The sequence below is a fragment of the Streptomyces sp. NPDC052016 genome (assembly GCF_044548445.1).
Lineage (GTDB): Bacteria > Actinomycetota > Actinomycetes > Streptomycetales > Streptomycetaceae > Streptomyces.
In genome coordinates, this window is sequence record NZ_JBIUBX010000005.1 from 47,562 (window position 1) to 63,758 (window position 16,197).

The following is a 16,197-nucleotide window of genomic DNA, read 5'->3' on the forward strand; positions in this document are numbered from 1 at the left end:
GCTCAGCGGCTCGCGTGCAGCGCGACCAGCAACTGCCAGACCTGGTCGGCGATCTCGGCGGGCGTGGCCTCCAGCATGCCGTGCAGCCAGTCGGCCAGCACGCCGGCGAAGGTCGCGGCGACGGCCGAGGCGACCAGCGGCGCGTCCGCGGCCCCCGCCCGCTCGCGCTCGCGCAGGCTGTACGCCCGCAGGTCCCGGTGCAGCACCCGGCCGAGCGGTCCTCCGCCGCCCGGCGTCAGCAGGGTGCGGTACAGCGCGCGGTGCGGGGTGAGGGAGGCGAAGAACTCCGCGAGGGCCGCCGGGGCGCGCACCGGATCCGGTCGGCCCTTCCAGGCGTGCAGCGCCTCCACCGCCTCGCGCACGACGTCCGCGCAGGCGTCGACCGCCAGGGCCTCCAGGTCCGCGTAGTGGACGTAGAAGGTGGCGCGGCCCACGCCGGCCCGGCGCACCAGGGCGGCGACGCCGACCTCCTCCAGTGGCCGCTCGGCGCACTCCTCGAGGAGGGCCGCCCGCAGCCGGGCGCGGGTGCGGGCCGCCCGCGGGTCCCCGGCCTCGTCGCGGGTCACCGGGCGAGGAGGACGGCGGCCAGGGCGAGGGCGCCGGGGAGTGCCTGCCCGACCAGGATGCGGCGGTTCGCCGTGGCGGCGCCGTACACGCCCGCGACGATCACGCAACTCAGGAAGAAGACCTGCGCGCGGAAGCCGGTCGGGTCGGCGGCGATCAGCCCCCACACCAGGCCCGCCGCGAGGAAGCCGTTGTACAGACCCTGGTTGGCCGCCAGCGGCGCGGTCGCCCGTGCCGTCTCCGGGTCGAAGCCGTGGAGCGAACGCCCGGGCTTCCTCTGCCAGAGGAACATCTCCAGCACCAGGATGTAGACGTGCAGCGCGGCCACGAGGGCCACCAGCACGTTCGCTACGGCTTCCATCTCTCTCCCCACTTCCTGGACAGGTGTCCACTATAGCTGGACGTGTGTCCAGGAAGTCTCCGAGGGGCCGGAGGCCGCCGGCGCGGGTCGCAGAACCGGCGCCCGCGGTGTCTGCCGCCGGGTTCGGGACCCCCCACGCGCCGACGACACCAACCGGCCGCCCGTTCATGCGCCTTGGGTCCGGTGCGCCCACACTGGAGACATGACCTCAGCTCCCGCACGCTCCCCGCAGCAGCGCAAACGCGACACCCTGCACCGCCTGGAACACGACGTCGACGCCTGGGTCGCCACGGCCGCCGAGGACGGCGGAGTCCCCTACCTGGTGCCGCTCTCCTTCGTGTGGGACGGCGCCACCTTCCTCCTCGCCACCCCGGCCACCAGCCCCACCGGCCGCAACCTGCTGGCCACCGGCCGCACCCGTCTCGGCATCGGCCCGACCGACGACGTCGTCATGGTGGAGGGCACCGCCGTGGCCGTGCCGCCCGCCGAACTGCCCGAGGAGGACGCGGAGATCTTCGCCGGCAAGACCGGCTTCGACCCGCGCCTGCTGTCCGCGCCCTACCTGTACTTCCGCGTGCTGCCCCGCCGGATCCAGGCCTGGCGCACGCCGGGTGAGATCGAGGGACGTGAGCTGATGCGCGACGGGGAGTGGCTGGTGGGCGACTGAAACCGGGGTATCCGCAAGGTTCGGGGCGGGACCGGTCCGTCCCCCACCGACCTGCGGAGGAGACATGGCACTGGTGAAAGCGGGCGTCGTGGTGCTGGACTGCGCCGAGCCCGAGAAGCTCGCCGAGTTCTACAAGGGCCTCCTGGACGCCCGGGAGACCGACGTCACCGCCAACCGGGTGGAGATCGAGGGCGCCGGGGGAACCCGGCTGGCCTTCCGCCGCGACGTCAACGCGACCCCGCCCAGCTGGCCCCGCCCCGAGAACTCCCTCCAGGCACACCTGGACTTCCTCGTCGACGACCTGGACGAGGCGGAACGCAAGGTCGTGAGCCTCGGCGGCCGCCCCCTGGAGACCAGGGGCGCCCCCGGCCCTCACGAGGAACGCGGCTACGCCGACCCGGCCGGCCACTCCTTCACCCTGCGCATCACGGCCTCCACGGCACCGAAACAGGGTTGAGGGCCGCCGGAGCGGCAGGAGACACCGGCGGACACGGCGCGGGGGAGCGGCGCGGCATCGGGCGGCGGTCGTGCCCACCCGCCACCGTCGGCCTGTCCTACCGTCGCGGGCCGGGCCGGGCCGGGCCGGTCGGATCCACTCCGCACCGCCCCGCCGCGACCACCCCGGAAACCTCAGTCCCGGCCCCCCTTCTCCTTCGTCGGCCACACCCCCGTGGACCGCTCGATCGCCTTCGCCCCCGTGCGGTCGGCCGCGCTGCGCACCGCGGCGAAGATCGCACCCTGGATGGCCGCGGCCAGCAGGACCTCCCCCCAGCCGCGGTCCCGGTCCAGGGCGTCGGGGGCGTCGTCCTCGTGACGGATCACCTTCCACACCTTGCGGAAGGCCATCCCGGCGAGCGCTCCGCTCGCCCAGCCGAACACGAAACCGACGGGCTGGTAGACAAGGGGGAGTTTCTGTTTCTTGCCCACGTGGGCCTCCTTCTGCGTAAGGACGGGAAAAGGGGAAGGGACGGGCAGGGTCAGGGCCGGCCGGGGGACGGGACCTCCTCCTCGGCGCGCACCGGGTCCGGCGGCGTCCCGTCGCCGAACGGACGGCCGCCGAGCTCCTCCCGGTGATGCCGCGTCAGCCAGGCGGACAGGTCGGGTCCGAGGGGGACGATCCCGGTCGGGTTGATACCGGAGTGCACCTGGTAGTAGTGCCGCTTGATGTGGTCGAAGTCGACGGTGTCACCGAAGCCCGGAGTCTGGAAGAGGTCACGGGCGTAGGCCCACAGGACCTGGTTCTCCGTCACCTTCCAGAGGTTGCACTTGAAGTGCCCGTGATACACGGCGTCGAAGCGCACCAGCGTGGTGAACAGCCGGATGTCCGCCTCGGTGATCGTGTCGCCGACGAGGTAGCGCTGCCCGGCCAGCCGGGACGCCAGCAGTTCCAGCCGCCGGAAGACACCCGCGCACGCCTCCTCGTACGCGCGCTGCTCGTGCGCGAACCCGGCCCGGTACACCCCGTTGTTGACGTCCTCGTACACCTCGGCCATGACCGTGTCGATCTCGTCGCGCCGCTCCGGCGGGTACAGGTCGGGAGCGCCGGGCCGGTGCAGACCGCTCCACTCGGTGGCGAGGTCGAGGGTGATCCGCTGGTAGTCGTTCGTCACCAGCTTCCCGCTGGGCACGTCGACGACCGCCGGCACGCTCACCCCGCCCGGATAGTCGCTCTCCCGCTCGTCGTAGGCCTCGGAGAGGTAGCGGATGCCGAGGACCGGATCGCGGCCGTCGGGGTCGAGGGTGAAGCGCCAGCTGCGGTCGTCCTGGATCGGATCGGCGATCGCCAGCGACAGCGCGTCCTCCAGGCCGAGCAGCCGCCGTGAGATCACCGCCCGGCTCGCCCACGGGCAGGCTCGGCTGGCCACCAGGCGGTAGCGTCCGGCCTCCACCGGCCAGCCGTCCCGGCCGTCCGAGGTGATCCGGTCGGCGAAGTGGCTCCTGGAGCGCTTGAACGCCTTGTGTCCGTAGGCGCTGTTGCCGTCGCTCCCGCCGCTCATGCTGCCTCCCTCGGTGGTGCCTGTGCCTGCACAACGCGTTCCCCTTTTTCCGCCGACGGCACGGTGTGAGTCCCACCGGCCCGGGGCAGTCGGCGGAAGTGACTGGGACTTCCTCGGAACGCACGACTGAAAGGACACCGGCAACAGATGCCGACAAGCGCGCCGAACGGGCGACGGACCGCAGGACACGCGTCACCGTGCTGGTGGCCCTCACCGCCAACCTGATCATCGCCGTCGCCAAGGCGGCCGGCGGCCTCCTCGCGGCCTCGCCCGCCCTGCTGTCGGAGGCGGCGCACTCCGTCGCCGACAGCCTGAACGAGGTCTTCCTCCTCGCCGCGCTGCGCCGCAGCCGCCGCCCCGCCGACCGCCGCCACCCCTTCGGCTACGGCAAGGAACGCTTCTTCTGGTCGCTCCTCGCGGCCGTCGGCATCTTCGTCATGGGCGGCTGCTTCTCCTTCTTCCAGGGCCTCGAGGCCCTCAGGACCGGCGGTGAGGAGGAGCTCCAGGGCTATGTGGCGGGCCTGATCGTGCTGGCGGTCGCCCTCCTTGCCGAGGGGCTCTCCCTGGTCCGGGCCCTGCACCAGGTGCGCCGGGAGGGCGGCGCCGCCGGACTGCGCGACCCCGCCCTGCGCACGGTCGTCGCCGAGGACGGCACCGCCGTGCTCGGCGTGACCCTCGCCGCGGCCGGCATGGTCCTGCACATGGTCACCGGACAGGTCGTGTGGGAGGCGTCCGCCTCGCTCGCGATCGGCGCGCTGCTCGTCTACGTCGCCTACGGCCTCGGCCGCGAGGCCCGCGACCAGTTGATCGGCGAGGCCGCCGACCCCGAGACCGGTGGACGCATCCAGGCCCTGCTGGCGGCCCAGCCGGAGATCGACAGCGTGGAGGCGCTGTTCACGATGAAGACGGGCATCGACTCCGTCCTCGTGGCGGCCCGCGTCGACCTCGTGCCCGGCCTGGACAGTGAGCGGGTCGAGGAGGTCGCCGTCCGTATCAAGCGCTCCATCGCCGGCGCCGTCCCCGCGGCGCACCAGGTCTTCCTCGACGTGACCGACCGTCCCGCCCAGGAGGCAGGAGAAAGCCCCGCCGCGACGGGGGAGCGCGGCGGGGCCTGACGTCCGGGTGCCCGGCCCCGGCCCGTGCATGCGCGCCCCGGACAAATTTTTCTGCGGAGTTCCCGGCGGACCCTCACTCGCGGCGCTGGCCCACTGCCGCTCCCGGCGGGGCGACGGCCTCCCGCTCCCCGGGCCCGTCGGATTCCCGCTGCCGGGTGGACGGGCCCTTCTCTCCGGTGGGCGGGCCCTTCTCTCCGGGGCGGTGGACCCTCGCTCCCGGGTCGGCGGACCCCCGCTCCGGGTCGGCGGGCCCCCGCTCCCGGGGCGCGGGCCGTCTCTCCGGGGCGGGGCAACCGGACCTTCTGGCCCCTGGCCGTCAGACCGTCCAGCGCCAGCCCGCTGGACTGTGCTCTCCCAGATCAGTGACCGTCCGCCGGCTCCAGGACGAAGACGGGGATCTCCCGCTCCGTCTGCGCCTGGTAGTCGGCGTACGGCGGGTAGGCGGCGACCGCGCGCTCCCACCATTCGGCCTTCTCCGCGCCGGTCACCTCACGGGCCGTCATGTCCTGCTTGACCGGGCCGTCCTGGAGCTCGACCCGAGGATCGGCCTTGACGTTGTGGTACCAGACCGGGTGCGTGGGCGCCCCGCCGAGGGAGGCGACCGCGGCGTACCGCCCGTCGTGTTCCACCCGCATCAGCGGCGTCTTGCGGATCTTGCCGCTCTTCGCCCCGCGGGTCGTCAGCAGGATGACGGGCAGGCCCGTGTCCTGCAGGGTCGTCCCCTTCGTACCGCCGGAGCTCTCGTACAACTCCACCTGCTCGCGAACCCACTGGGTCGGGCTGGGCTCGTACTCACCTTCGAGGGGCATGCGTCCGTTCCCTTCGTCACGTCGTCGTCCGAGTGGCAGCGTGCTTCAACACCGGTACCCGCCCGTTTCATCCGTACCAGCACTACGCCGTCACCGCACTCGGATCCTCACGCGTGCGCATGACCCGAAGAGGTGAGCCGGGCCCGGCTCGAGGCAGGGAACGGGCGCGCCACGGTCCCGGGATTCGGTGCCGGGCCGGACAGCCCGACGGAGGCCCGAGCGCCGGCGCGGCAGTGGCGCGCCGGCTCGTGTTCCCTCCGCTGCCTACGCCACCATCCGCACCGCCAGCACGGTCATCACCCCGCTCGACACGAGGGCCGTCACGAGTCGCCCCCGGTGCCCGGTCAGCGCGCGGCCCAGCAGGGCGCCGCCTCCGGTCGGCAGCACCTGCCGGCTCGCCGACGCGGCGGAGGCCGCCAGCACGAACACGGCCTGTTCCAGGGGCCGTACGGCGTCCGCGCCGCCGCTGCCGAGGACCAGCGCGGCGAAGTAGACGACCGTGGTCGGGTTGAGGAAGGTGATGCCGAGCAGGCTCAGGTAGGCCCGGGCCGGGCTCGGCGGGGGCGGGTCGGAGCGGGTGGGATCCCGTGGGCGCGATAACGGCGTACGGCCGCCACCGCGCCCCAGACGGCCAGCGCCAGCAGCACCAGGGCGGAGGCCTAGCGCAGCGGCCCCAGGACCGGGCGCAGGGGCGGCCGCGGAGCCCCCGGCGGTGGCCGGCAGGGCGTAGAGCCCGTCGGCGGTGGCGACGCCGAGTGCGGCGCACACACCGGTGCGCAGGGACGTGCGGGCGGTGAGGGAGACCAGGTAGGTGCCGACCGCGCCGACGGGGACGGCGATGCCGTAGCCCGCGACCAGGCCGGCGACCGGCGCGGCCGTCACGGGCGCGCGGGATCGGGCCTCCGGGGACGGCCGGGCCGCTGCTGGAGCCGCGCCGGAAGAGAGGCGGCGGACAGCGGCGGACGAAGGGCTGCATGGGTGAACATGGCCAGATCCTGCGGGTGGAGCCCGCCCGTCGGCAACCGGATATCCGCTGCCCGCGCGGTGACGGGACGCACCGGCACCACAGCGACGGCGCGGCCGGTATCCGCTTCAACTGTCCGAAGATGAACGGAAGTCCGGTACATCCCGGGATGCGGGTACGCAACCGAGGACGGAGGATGGAGGGGCGGTAAGGCACCCGGTCCACCACCGGTTCACCCCGTGCGCCGAGACTCCTTCCGAAGTACATGCCGACGATGCGGCGGCGGCCCGCTCCGATGCGTCGACCGCTCCGACGCTCGTGTGCCCGTGAACCGGACGTCCACCCGGGACCGGTCCCTGCCCGAGGCAGGAGCATCGTCATGACACAGTTGATCGACAAGCGGAACCTGGAGTACGACCGGCTGGCCGAGGTCGGCGGCGCCGACGCCTTCCTCGAGGAGACCGCGCGGGTCGCGGAGTCGGTGCACCACACCCTCATCGCGGAGGACAGCAAGGTCAACCGCTTCACCGGGCATCTGACCGAGCTCCGCGTGGAGGGCGCGCCCGCCCTGCCGGACGGGGCGCGCGACGGCCGTCCCGACGGGGAGTACATCGCCCGCGCCAAGGAGTACCTCGCCTCCGTCGCGGAGGCCATCGGGTTCGCCTCCGGTGAGCCCGCCGAGTTCGAGGCCGATCCGAAGGTGATGGCCACCAGCGAGGGCCTGCGCGTGGTCAGCCTCCAGCAGACCCTCAACGGCATCGAGGTCTGGGGCATGGCGCCCAAGGTGTGGCTGCGCGGGGACGGCACGGTGGACCGGGTCGTCGGCGACACGGCCAGCGTGGGGGTCGACGTGCCCACGATGCCGGTGGTGCCGCCCGAGACGGCCCTGGCCGTGGCCGCGGCGAAGGCCGCCGAGGCGAGAACGCTCGAAGGACCCTTCGGCAGCGACGAACTGCCCGCCCTGGACGTCTCGGCCGGCTTGTCCCGGCTCACCCAGCAGGCGCGCAACGCGCAGCCCATGACCTTCGACCGGGGCCCCTTCGACGAGGCGATCCCCGCCCGGCTGGTCTACCTGTACATGGGGGACGCGGTCCGTCTCGCCTGGTCGTTCGGGTTCTCCCGCGAGCAGGGGGCCGTGCAGTACCACGCGCTGGTGGAGGCCGACGACCGCACGGCGGACCGGTCGGCTCCCCAGATCCTGTACTTCCAGGACCTGACCAGCCACGTCATCGCGGGACGGGTGTTCCGGCGCAACCCCGCCGAGAGCACCTTCGACCGGGCGCCCTTCCCGCTGCCGCTGAGCGACTACCCGACCGAACCGCCGGCGAGGCCGCCGGCCGGGTTCCCCGGCCCCTGGGCCACGCGGACGGACGGGCACGTGTCGACCGTCGGCAACAACGTGCTGGCCGTCGACGGGGCCACGCGCCGCAGCGTCGAGATCGACGTCGATCCCGAGGGCAACGGCGTGTTCGACACGGAGCCCGACACCCCGGACCAGTTCGTCACCAACATCTTCTTCTTCTGCAACTACATGCACGACTTCTTCGTGATGCTCGACTTCACGGAGGAGCACGGCAACTTCCAGACCGTCAACGTGACGGGACTCGGCAGGGGCGCCGATCCGGTCCACGCCTTCGCCCATCCCGGGTCGGTCGTCGGAACGGCCAACATGGCCACTCCCGCCGACGGCTCGGCGGCGGTGATGAACATGGGTCTGGTCGCGCAGACCGGCCGGCACACCGCCAACGACGCGGACGTCGTCTTCCACGAGTTCGTGCACGGGGTGACCAACCGGCTGGTCGGCGGCCTGCACGACGCGGCCGGGCTGCGGGAGATGCAGTCGAGGGCGATGGGCGAGGGCTGGTCGGACTTCTTCGCGCTCACCACCCGCAACTACTTCCAGGACCGGGAGCGCACCGTCGTCGGCAACTGGGTCGTCGACAACGACCGGGGCATCCGTCAACGGCCCTACGACGAGGAGTATCCGGGGGGTTTCGGGGACATCGGCCGGCGTCCGGACGGGCTCGACTACACGAAGATCCACAACGTGGGGGAGATCTGGTGCGCCACGCTGATGGAGATGACCCGCCGGATCGGCGCGGCGCTCGGCAGCAAGCAGCGCGGGTACCGGATCGCCTGGCAGGCCGTCGTCGACGGACTGAAACTCACCCCGAAGAACCCGACCCTCCTCGTCGCCCGCGACGCGATCCTGCGGGCCCTGAGGGACCTGGCGGGCGACAAGGTCACCGAGGCCGAGTACCCCACGGTCCGGAAGGCGGCCTGGGAGTCCTTCGCCCGCTTCGGCATGGGCTTCGACGCCTTCTGCCCCAACGCGTCCTTCACCGGGTGCCGGGCGGGCAGGCAACTGCCGCCGGAGGGCCACGAGGACTAGACGACCACCCCCGGAAGGCCCACGAAGACCAGTCGACCCCCTCCTGAGGGCCGCTGAGGCTGGACGACCCCGCAAACGACCGGCTGGGGCAGCACGGCAAGGGCCGGGCCGCGTCTTACCCCGGCCGGTCACAGCCGCGCCGCGTCACCCCGGCAGCCGCGGGCAGCCGCGCCGCGTCCCACCGGCAGCAGCCGGGCCGCCCCGTGCCTCCGCGACGGCAGCCGCGCCGCCTCACCCCAGCAGCAGCCGCGCCGCCTCCCGTGCCTCCGCGGCCGGTTCGGCGGAGCCGGTGATGCCGGCCGTGACCATCGCGCCCTCGGCCAGGAGGAACAGCGGGCCGGTCAGGGCGGCGGGCAGCCCCGCGTCGGCCACCAGGCCGGCGAGGTACTCCCGGAACGCCCCCTTGTGCGCCCGGACCTGACGCGCCACCCGCTCCGACGTGGCGCCCAGTTCGCCGTACGCGTTGATCCAGGCGCAGCCGCGGAAGCCGGGCTCGCCGAACCACTCCCGCAGCCAGTCGAAGACGGCGAGGATCCGCGCGCGGGGGTCCTCGTGGCGTGCCACGGACTCGGCGAGCCGCGTGCGCCAGCGCGTGTCGCGCCGCTCCAGGTAGGCCTCCACCAGCTGCTCCTTCGCCGGGTAGAGCTGGTACAGCCGTTTCAGCGACACCCCCGAGGCGCCCCGGATGTCGTCCATGCCGACGGACTGCACGCCCCGCCCGTAGAACAGCCGCTCCGCGGCGTCGAGCGCCTGCTCCCGGGCTGTCGCGACGTCCATGGACATCGGCCCTCCTTCTTCCTCCTTGACGGGAGAACGGTGGTTCTCTATGGTGGCAGCCTACCTGGAGAACGATCGTTCTCCGATTTCCGGCCCGTGAGGAGCCCTCCATGTCCGAGTCCCGCCCGCCCCTGCCGCCCTTCACCCGGGAGACCGCCGTACTGAAGGTCCAGGCCGCCGAGGACGCCTGGAACACCCGCGACCCGCACCGCGTCGCGCTCGCCTACTCGGAGGACTCGGTCTGGCGCAACCGCGACACCTTCCTCACCGGCCGTGCCGCGATCGTCGAGTTCCTCACCGCCAAGTGGGCGCGCGAACGGCAGTACGCGCTGCGCAAGGACCTGTGGGCCTTCGACGGCAACCGCATCGCCGTCCGTTTCCAGTACGAGTCCCAGGACGCCGACGGCCGCTGGTCGCGCAGCTACGGCAACGAACTCTGGGAGTTCGACGAGCGCGGCCTGATGACCCGGCGGGAGGCGAGCATCAACGACGTACCCATCGAGGAGAAGGACCGCCGCATCCACGGCCCGCGCCCCGAGAGCGAGCGCGGCCGGTCCTTCCCTCTTGAGTAGGGTTCGCGGGTGACCGAACAGGACGAGAAGCCGCCCTTCCTCTACGTCGTCGTCTGCGCCGCCGGCATCGCCGCGGACGTCGGCAAGCTCATCACCGCGGCGCAGGAGCGGGAGTGGCACGTCGGCGTCATCGCCACTCCCCACGCCATGAACGGCTTCTTCGACACCGCCGCCGTGGAGGCGCAGACCGGCCGTCCGATCCGCTCCGCCTGGCGGCGCCCCGGCGACCCCCGGCCCTTCCCGGAGCCCGACGCGGTCGTCGTCGCCCCCGCCACCTTCAACACGATCAACAAGTGGGCGGCCGGCATCGCCGACACCCTCGCGCTCGGCACCCTGTGCGAGGCGTCCGGCCTCGGTGTCCCCGTCGCCGTGCTGCCCTGTGTGGGCGACGCCCTGGCCGCCCACCCCGCCTACCAGGAGAGCCTGATCCGGCTGCGTGGGGCGGGAGTGCGGTTCGGGTACCCGTACGGTGACGAGGACGAGGAGTTCGGGTGGGAGCGGGCGTTCGACCTGCTGGGGTGAGGCACTGCGCGGGTGAGGCACTGCTGGGGTGAGGCACGCGTAGGCTCGCCCCGGTATCCCACACCGACGTCAGGAGCGGCGACGATGCAGTACGTGAAGCTCGGTTCGACGGGTCTGGACGTGTCGCGGATCTGTCTGGGCTGCATGACCTACGGGCTCCCCGACCGGGGCGTGCACGAGTGGACCCTCGACGAGGAGGCGTCCCGTCCGCTCATCCGGCAGGCGCTGGACGCCGGCGTCAACTTCTTCGACACCGCCAACGTCTACTCCGACGGCACCAGCGAGGAGATCGTCGGCCGGGCGCTGCGCGACTTCGCCCGACGCGACGAGATCGTGCTCGCCACCAAGGTGCACGGCCGCATGCGCCCCGGCCCCAACGGCGGCGGCCTGTCCCGCAAGGCGATCCTCAGCGAGATCGACCACAGCCTCACCCGCCTCGGCACCGACTACGTCGACCTCTACCAGATCCACCGCTTCGACCCCCACACCCCGGTCGAGGAGACGATGGAGGCGCTGCACGACTTGGTGAAGGCGGGCAAGGTGCGCTACATCGGGGCGAGTTCGATGTACGCCTGGCAGTTCTCCAAGATGCAGTACACGGCCGAACGGCACGGCTGGACCAGGTTCGTCTCCATGCAGAACCACTACAACCTCCTCTACCGCGAGGAGGAGCGCGAGATGCTGCCGCTCTGCGCCGACCAGGGCGTCGGCGTCCTGCCCTGGAGCCCGCTGGCCCGCGGCCGCCTCACCCGCGACTGGGGCACCGTCACGGGGCGCAGCGCCCAGGACGACTTCGGCAGCCGCCTCTACCAGGAAGGCGACCGCGCCGTCGTCGAGGCCGTCACCCGCATCGCGAACGACCGGGGCGTACCCCGTGCCCGGGTGGCCCTCGCCTGGCTCCTGCACCAGGACACGGTGACGGCCCCGATCGTCGGCGCGTCGAAGCCGCACCACATCGAGGACGCGGCCGCAGCGGTGGACCTGGCCCTCACCGACAAGGAGTTGGAGGAACTCCAGCAGCCCTACGCTCCCCATCCCGTCGTCGGTCACTGAGGACGTGCTCCAGGGGTGCGGGGCCCGCCCCGGTGCGGCTCCGGCGCCGCACGCGGACGCGACCGGCCCCGCCCCGCTCCCACCTGCCGTACGGCGCGTCCCACCGGGTGCTAGTGCGGTCCGTGCGGCACGAACTCCGTGCCGCACGGGCCTCCCCCCTCGCTCTCCGGCAGGGCTACCCGCTCCCCGCTCATCGACATCGTGCGGTAGTACGAACCGATCCGCGCCGTGGAGCGGCCCACGTAGTGGCCGATGAACGACCGCCGGAAACGGGGGGAGCGGTTCGGCTGCGAGCCGTGCACCAGACTGCCGTTGAAGAACAGCACGTCCCCCGGCGCCATGTCGACGGGCGCCGCCGCGAGGCCCGCCGGCGGCGGCACGTACTCCCGCGCGAACGAGAGCTCCGCGTCCGCCTCCTCCGGGCAGAACAGGTCCATCAGATGGGTGCCGGGGACGACTTCCAGGCCGCCGTTCTCCCGGTCGATCACGTCACAGGCCAGCCACGCCGCCACGCAGGTGCCCGGCTCGACGCGCAGGTAGAAGTTGTCCTGGTGCAGCGCCTGCCCCCGGGCGCCCGGCGGCTTGAAGTAGAACATGCTCTGCGCGGCCAGCACCTCCTCGCCGAGCAGCGTCTCCAGCACCTCCCGCAGCCGCGCGTCCAGCAGGACCCGCCGGGCGGGCGGATGGAACTCGTGCGGCTGCATCACCCTCGGGTACGCGTGCAGCGGGTCCGTGCCCGGGCGCGGCTCGAAGTGTCCGGGCACCGGCCCGGACGCGTGCAACGCCGCGAACTCCGCGCACAGGCGCTGCACTTCGCCGCGTCCGAACAGGCCGCGGACGACGGTGAATCCGTCCCGCCGGTACTGCCCCAGCCCCGTCTCGGTCAGGATGGGGCTCCCGGCGGCGCCTGTGCCCGTGACTGTCATGCGTGCCCTCCCTGGTTCGCGGTCCACGGCCCGCCACGCTAGGCGGACGCGAGATCCGGGAGGATGCCCGTGCGTGCTGACGACCTGCCTGTCACTGCCGGGTCCGGGGACACCTCCCCGCCGCCCGGACTGGTGGTGGTCGGCCACTTCGACCAGGGGCCGGACTACGGGGCCAACCGCCCGCGGGGCTCGGACAGCTGGCTGTTCACCTGGACGACCGCCGGGCGGGGCCGCCTGCGCCAGGGCTCCACCGAGGTGCGCTCCGGCCCCGGCGACCTGGTGGTGCTGGCGCCCGGCGTCCCGCACCGCTACGCGACCGAACCCGCCGCCCGCCACTGGCGGTTCTGGTGGGTCCACTGCCAGGCCCGCCCCACGTGGACGCCGTGGCTGCGCCCGTACGACGCCGGCGACGGCGTGTACGTCGTCACCCCCGTCCCGGACGGAGCGCACGACCGGATCGAGGCGGTCTTCCGCCGGATGCGCGCCGACGCCCGCGGGTCCGGCGTCACGCCTGCGGGCCCCGCGGGCTCTGCGGGCCCCGCGGTGCACGAGGGCACCGCCCACGACATCGCCGTCGCCCACGGCACCACCGCCCGTGAACTCGCCCTGTGCGCTCTGGAGGAGGCGGTGCTGCTCACCACCGGCTCCGCCCGCACGCCCGCGGCCCCGCCCGGCGTGGACGACCGAGTCCGGCGGGCCCGGGACCGGATCGCCGCCGACCCCGGCGCCCCGCACACCGTCCGCTCGCTCGCCGAGGAGGTCGCGCTGTCGCCCTCGCGCTTCGCCCACCTGTTCACCGAGCAGGTCGGGCACTCCCCGATGCGAGCCCTGCGCGAGGCGCGGCTGCGGCACGCCGCCCGGCTGCTGGAGGGCACCGGGCTGTCCGTCGAACGCGTCGCCGCCGCCTCGGGGTTCGCCAGCCCCTTCCACTTCACGCGGGTGTTCCGCGCCCGGTTCGGGACGCCGCCCGGCGCGTACCGGGACGGAATCCGCGCCGCAATTACCTCTCGAAAGGGACACCAATACCGGGACCGCCCCGAAGGAGATCCCGACTCCCTCCGCTATTGACGAAACGTCAAGTTATCCGACCGGAACGTAAAACCACGAAACCGCGAGATCCCTTGTTCCGCCTGGTCCGCCTGTGCGAAGGTGGGCCTTGTCGGCGCACGGACAACGTTTTCCGTGCTGTGCGCGCGAGGCGCCTCCCGTCCCCACCCCCACGCTTCACAAGAGCTGCCCGACGCGGGTCAGAGGTGCCGAACCCCGAATGAGTGGATCCCGTCGCCGCGACGACCGGGTTCCCATACCGAATGGTATGGACTTTATGCCGCAGTTCCCCGGGAGGAATGCAGCCGTGAAAGACGCAGGCCTGTCGAATTCCCCTTCGGCGCGCCGCTTCGAGGTGACCGACGAACAGCTCAGCACGGAGCTGAAGAACTGGACGGGAGCCTCGCCCGCGCTGCATCCCGTCGGTGAACTGCTCGACCGGCACTGGGAAGCGGCCTTCGCCTACGCGCGGTTGTGCGCCGACGGGGAGCGTGCGGCGGGCATGCTCACCACGGCGGCGTTCACCCGGCTCTTCGGGGCGACCCTGCGGCAGGACGGCCCGACCGCGGCCTGGCGCCCCCATCTGCTGGTCACCGTGCGCCGGATCGCCGCGGAGTGGGACTCCGACGGCCGCCGTGACCTCCTCCACCCCGAGCTGCGCTCCGCCGAGGGCGACACCTCCCGCCTGGCCGCCCGCCTGCTCCCGCCGCCGCACCGGCGCATGCTGTCGCGGGCGTTCCAGAGGCTGCCCCAGAACGCCCGCTGCCTGCTGTGGCACAGCGAGGTCGAGGCCGAGCCCCTCGCGGTGCCGGCCGGCCTGCTGGGAATGGAGGAGGAGGGCGCCCGGGTCGAACTGCGCCGGGCCCGCGAGCGGCTGCGCGAGGAGTGCCTCACGCTCCACCGCGAACTCGCCGTCGACGAGGAGTGTCACCGCTACCACCGGCTCCTCGACGCGACCTGCCGCCGCGGCGGCGCCGACGTCGACCCCGATCTGCGCGCCCACCTGGAGCAGTGCCGGCACTGCGCCCACACCGCCGACCAGCTGAAGCAGTTCGACGCGCACCTCGGTGCCGCCCTCGCCGAGGGCGTGCTCGGCTGGAGCGCCGCTGCGTACATGGCGGTCCGAGCGGCCGGCGACGAACCCGCCGGTGAGCCCGAGCCGCCGCGTGCGGCGTTCGCGGGCGAGGCCTTCACCGACGAGACGCACGCGGCCGACGCCTCCGTGCCGAACGCGCCCCGCCCCGGACCGGACACGCCCCCGGCCACCGCACCGCGTCCCGGCACCGCCTCGCAGCCCCGCAGCGGACCGCGTCCCGGCACCGCCTCGCAGCCCCGCAGCGGACCGAACAGCCGCACCGCATCGCACGCCGGTGCCGCAGCACCGGCCGGCACCGGCCCGCACCCCACCGCCGACTCCCGCCCCGTGTCGCGGCGCTCGGCCCAGAAGGCGGCCCGCCGGGCCCGCCGCCGCAACGTCGCCGCGGCCGTCCTCACCGTCAGCGGTCTGATCGTCCTCCCGCTCGTGCTGTGGGCCGCCCTCGACGCCGACGACGGAGCCGCCCCGGCCACCGGCGAGGAGGCCGGGCGCACCCCGGGCCCGGCCACCGACGCGGCCGGCTCCGGCCCCTCCTGGGCCGGCGCGGGCGAGGAGACCCAGGGAACCCTGCGCGGCCGCCTGCACAACGTCGCCTCCGGACTGTGCATCGGCGTCGTCGGCGGCAAGACCGTCAAGGACGCCGAGACCCGGCTCGCCCCCTGCTCCTCCACCACCGGGCAGCAGTGGTCGTACGAGACCGACGGACTGCTGCGCAACGTCGAGAACCCCGATCTGTGCCTGGACTCGCAGCTCGGCTACTCGGTGCGCCTCGCCCCCTGCACGGCCGGCGCCGAGAACATCCGCTACGACTTCACGCTCCAGGGCACGCTCGTCCCGCGCGGCAACCAGGACCTCGCCCTCGCTCCCGCCGCCACCGACGGCTCGGGCGCGGTCGTACTGAAGAACCGCGACGACAGCCCGTCCCAGCGGTGGGTGATCGACACCTCGCAGCCCGACCCCCAGCTGCAGATCGTCAACTGGGGCGCCGACGCAACCCCCACCCCCAGCCCCACGCCCACGCCCGCCGAGCCCCCCACGCCCACCACCGGCCCGGAACCGTCCGCCACCTCGACGTCCCCGCGGCCCGCGGCGACGAGCCCCGTACCCGGCGCAGGCGAGACCTCCTGCTCGGATCCCTACGGGTACTCCTGCTCCGGGGACGGTCAGTTCGGCTGGTACGGCGGGTGGGGGGACGGCGACGGCGGCTACGGGACCGGCGGACGCGGCGCCGACTCCGGCGGCGGTCGGCGCTGACCCTCGTTCGGTCCCCGCTCAGGCGCCGGCCACCCGAGGCGACAGCGCGGCGACGGCCGGCGCCGGCGCGGCCCGGCAGGA

The 16,197-nt window shown here is 73.3% G+C and carries 16 protein-coding genes and 1 pseudogene; 9 read left to right on the top strand and 8 right to left on the bottom strand.

The window, feature by feature from the left end:
• Positions 1 to 2 precede the first annotated feature (2 nt).
• Together ACIHAR_RS08315 and ACIHAR_RS08320 are read right to left on the bottom strand one after the other, a co-directional pair.
• The gene (locus ACIHAR_RS08315) at positions 3 to 566 is read right to left on the bottom strand and encodes a TetR/AcrR family transcriptional regulator (protein WP_365457181.1); all 564 of its coding nucleotides are present in this window, start codon (positions 564 to 566) and stop codon (positions 3 to 5) included.
• Positions 563 to 925, bottom strand: coding sequence for a DUF1304 domain-containing protein (locus ACIHAR_RS08320; RefSeq protein ID WP_400017956.1), 363 nt, complete (start codon positions 923 to 925; stop codon positions 563 to 565). Before ACIHAR_RS08320 ends, ACIHAR_RS08315 begins: the two co-directional genes overlap by 4 nt.
• Positions 926 to 1,127: 202 nt before the next feature.
• Between ACIHAR_RS08320 and ACIHAR_RS08325 the strand changes: the two genes are divergently transcribed.
• A complete protein-coding gene (locus tag ACIHAR_RS08325; protein WP_365457187.1) occupies positions 1,128 to 1,592 on the top strand; it encodes a pyridoxamine 5'-phosphate oxidase family protein in 465 nt (154 codons plus the stop codon).
• A 64-nt stretch (positions 1,593 to 1,656) separates the two neighbouring features.
• Entirely contained in the window at positions 1,657 to 2,049 is a 393-nt protein-coding gene (locus ACIHAR_RS08330) for a VOC family protein (protein ID WP_365457190.1), read from the top strand.
• Between the two features lie 173 nt (positions 2,050 to 2,222).
• Here ACIHAR_RS08330 and ACIHAR_RS08335 read toward each other — a convergent pair whose 3' ends face one another.
• Positions 2,223 to 2,519, bottom strand: a complete 297-nt coding sequence (locus ACIHAR_RS08335) for a DUF4235 domain-containing protein (protein ID WP_365457193.1) — start codon at positions 2,517 to 2,519, stop codon at positions 2,223 to 2,225.
• 50 nt (positions 2,520 to 2,569) lie between these two features.
• Positions 2,570 to 3,589, bottom strand: a complete 1,020-nt coding sequence (locus ACIHAR_RS08340) for a glutathione S-transferase family protein (protein WP_400017960.1) — start codon at positions 3,587 to 3,589, stop codon at positions 2,570 to 2,572.
• Between the two features lie 98 nt (positions 3,590 to 3,687).
• Between ACIHAR_RS08340 and ACIHAR_RS08345 the strand changes: the two genes are divergently transcribed.
• Complete coding sequence (locus ACIHAR_RS08345) at positions 3,688 to 4,704, top strand: cation diffusion facilitator family transporter (protein ID WP_400017962.1); 1,017 nt, start codon at positions 3,688 to 3,690, stop codon at positions 4,702 to 4,704.
• A gap of 359 nt (positions 4,705 to 5,063) precedes the next feature.
• Here ACIHAR_RS08345 and ACIHAR_RS08350 read toward each other — a convergent pair whose 3' ends face one another.
• Both ACIHAR_RS08350 and ACIHAR_RS08355 read right to left on the bottom strand, forming a co-directional pair.
• Positions 5,064 to 5,513 (bottom strand): nitroreductase family deazaflavin-dependent oxidoreductase, encoded by a 450-nt coding sequence (locus ACIHAR_RS08350; protein ID WP_400017964.1) that lies wholly within the window; start codon positions 5,511 to 5,513, stop codon positions 5,064 to 5,066.
• A 264-nt stretch (positions 5,514 to 5,777) separates the two neighbouring features.
• Positions 5,778 to 6,395, bottom strand: a pseudogene (locus tag ACIHAR_RS08355) (LysE family transporter).
• Between the two features lie 461 nt (positions 6,396 to 6,856).
• Between ACIHAR_RS08355 and ACIHAR_RS08360 the strand changes: the two are divergent.
• Positions 6,857 to 8,869, top strand: a complete 2,013-nt coding sequence (locus ACIHAR_RS08360) for a M36 family metallopeptidase (protein ID WP_400017967.1) — start codon at positions 6,857 to 6,859, stop codon at positions 8,867 to 8,869.
• 231 nt (positions 8,870 to 9,100) lie between these two features.
• Here the strand turns inward: ACIHAR_RS08360 and ACIHAR_RS08365 are convergent, their stop codons facing one another.
• A complete protein-coding gene (locus tag ACIHAR_RS08365; RefSeq protein ID WP_365457210.1) occupies positions 9,101 to 9,646 on the bottom strand; it encodes a TetR/AcrR family transcriptional regulator in 546 nt (181 codons plus the stop codon).
• Positions 9,647 to 9,756: 110 nt separating this feature from the next.
• On the opposite strand from ACIHAR_RS08365, the gene ACIHAR_RS08370 reads away from it, so the two are divergent.
• The 3 genes from ACIHAR_RS08370 (at position 9,757) to ACIHAR_RS08380 (ending at position 11,793) form a co-directional block, all read left to right on the top strand.
• Positions 9,757 to 10,218, top strand: coding sequence for a nuclear transport factor 2 family protein (locus ACIHAR_RS08370; RefSeq protein ID WP_365457213.1), 462 nt, complete (start codon positions 9,757 to 9,759; stop codon positions 10,216 to 10,218).
• Between the two features lie 9 nt (positions 10,219 to 10,227).
• Positions 10,228 to 10,740: a flavoprotein gene (locus ACIHAR_RS08375; RefSeq protein ID WP_400017971.1), complete on the top strand. Its 513-nt coding sequence runs from the start codon at positions 10,228 to 10,230 to the stop codon at positions 10,738 to 10,740.
• Positions 10,741 to 10,824: 84 nt separating this feature from the next.
• Positions 10,825 to 11,793 (top strand): aldo/keto reductase, encoded by a 969-nt coding sequence (locus ACIHAR_RS08380; protein ID WP_400017973.1) that lies wholly within the window; start codon positions 10,825 to 10,827, stop codon positions 11,791 to 11,793.
• A 110-nt stretch (positions 11,794 to 11,903) separates the two neighbouring features.
• Here the strand turns inward: ACIHAR_RS08380 and ACIHAR_RS08385 are convergent, their stop codons facing one another.
• The gene (locus ACIHAR_RS08385; protein ID WP_400017975.1) at positions 11,904 to 12,719 is read right to left on the bottom strand and encodes a phytanoyl-CoA dioxygenase family protein; all 816 of its coding nucleotides are present in this window, start codon (positions 12,717 to 12,719) and stop codon (positions 11,904 to 11,906) included.
• Positions 12,720 to 12,782: 63 nt separating this feature from the next.
• On the opposite strand from ACIHAR_RS08385, the gene ACIHAR_RS08390 reads away from it, so the two are divergent.
• On the top strand, positions 12,783 to 13,787 hold the full coding sequence (locus tag ACIHAR_RS08390) for a helix-turn-helix domain-containing protein (RefSeq protein ID WP_400017977.1): 1,005 nt from the start codon (positions 12,783 to 12,785) through the stop codon (positions 13,785 to 13,787).
• A gap of 286 nt (positions 13,788 to 14,073) precedes the next feature.
• Entirely contained in the window at positions 14,074 to 16,116 is a 2,043-nt protein-coding gene (locus ACIHAR_RS08395; RefSeq protein WP_400017979.1) for a ricin-type beta-trefoil lectin domain protein, read from the top strand.
• Positions 16,117 to 16,197: the final 81 nt, after the last annotated feature.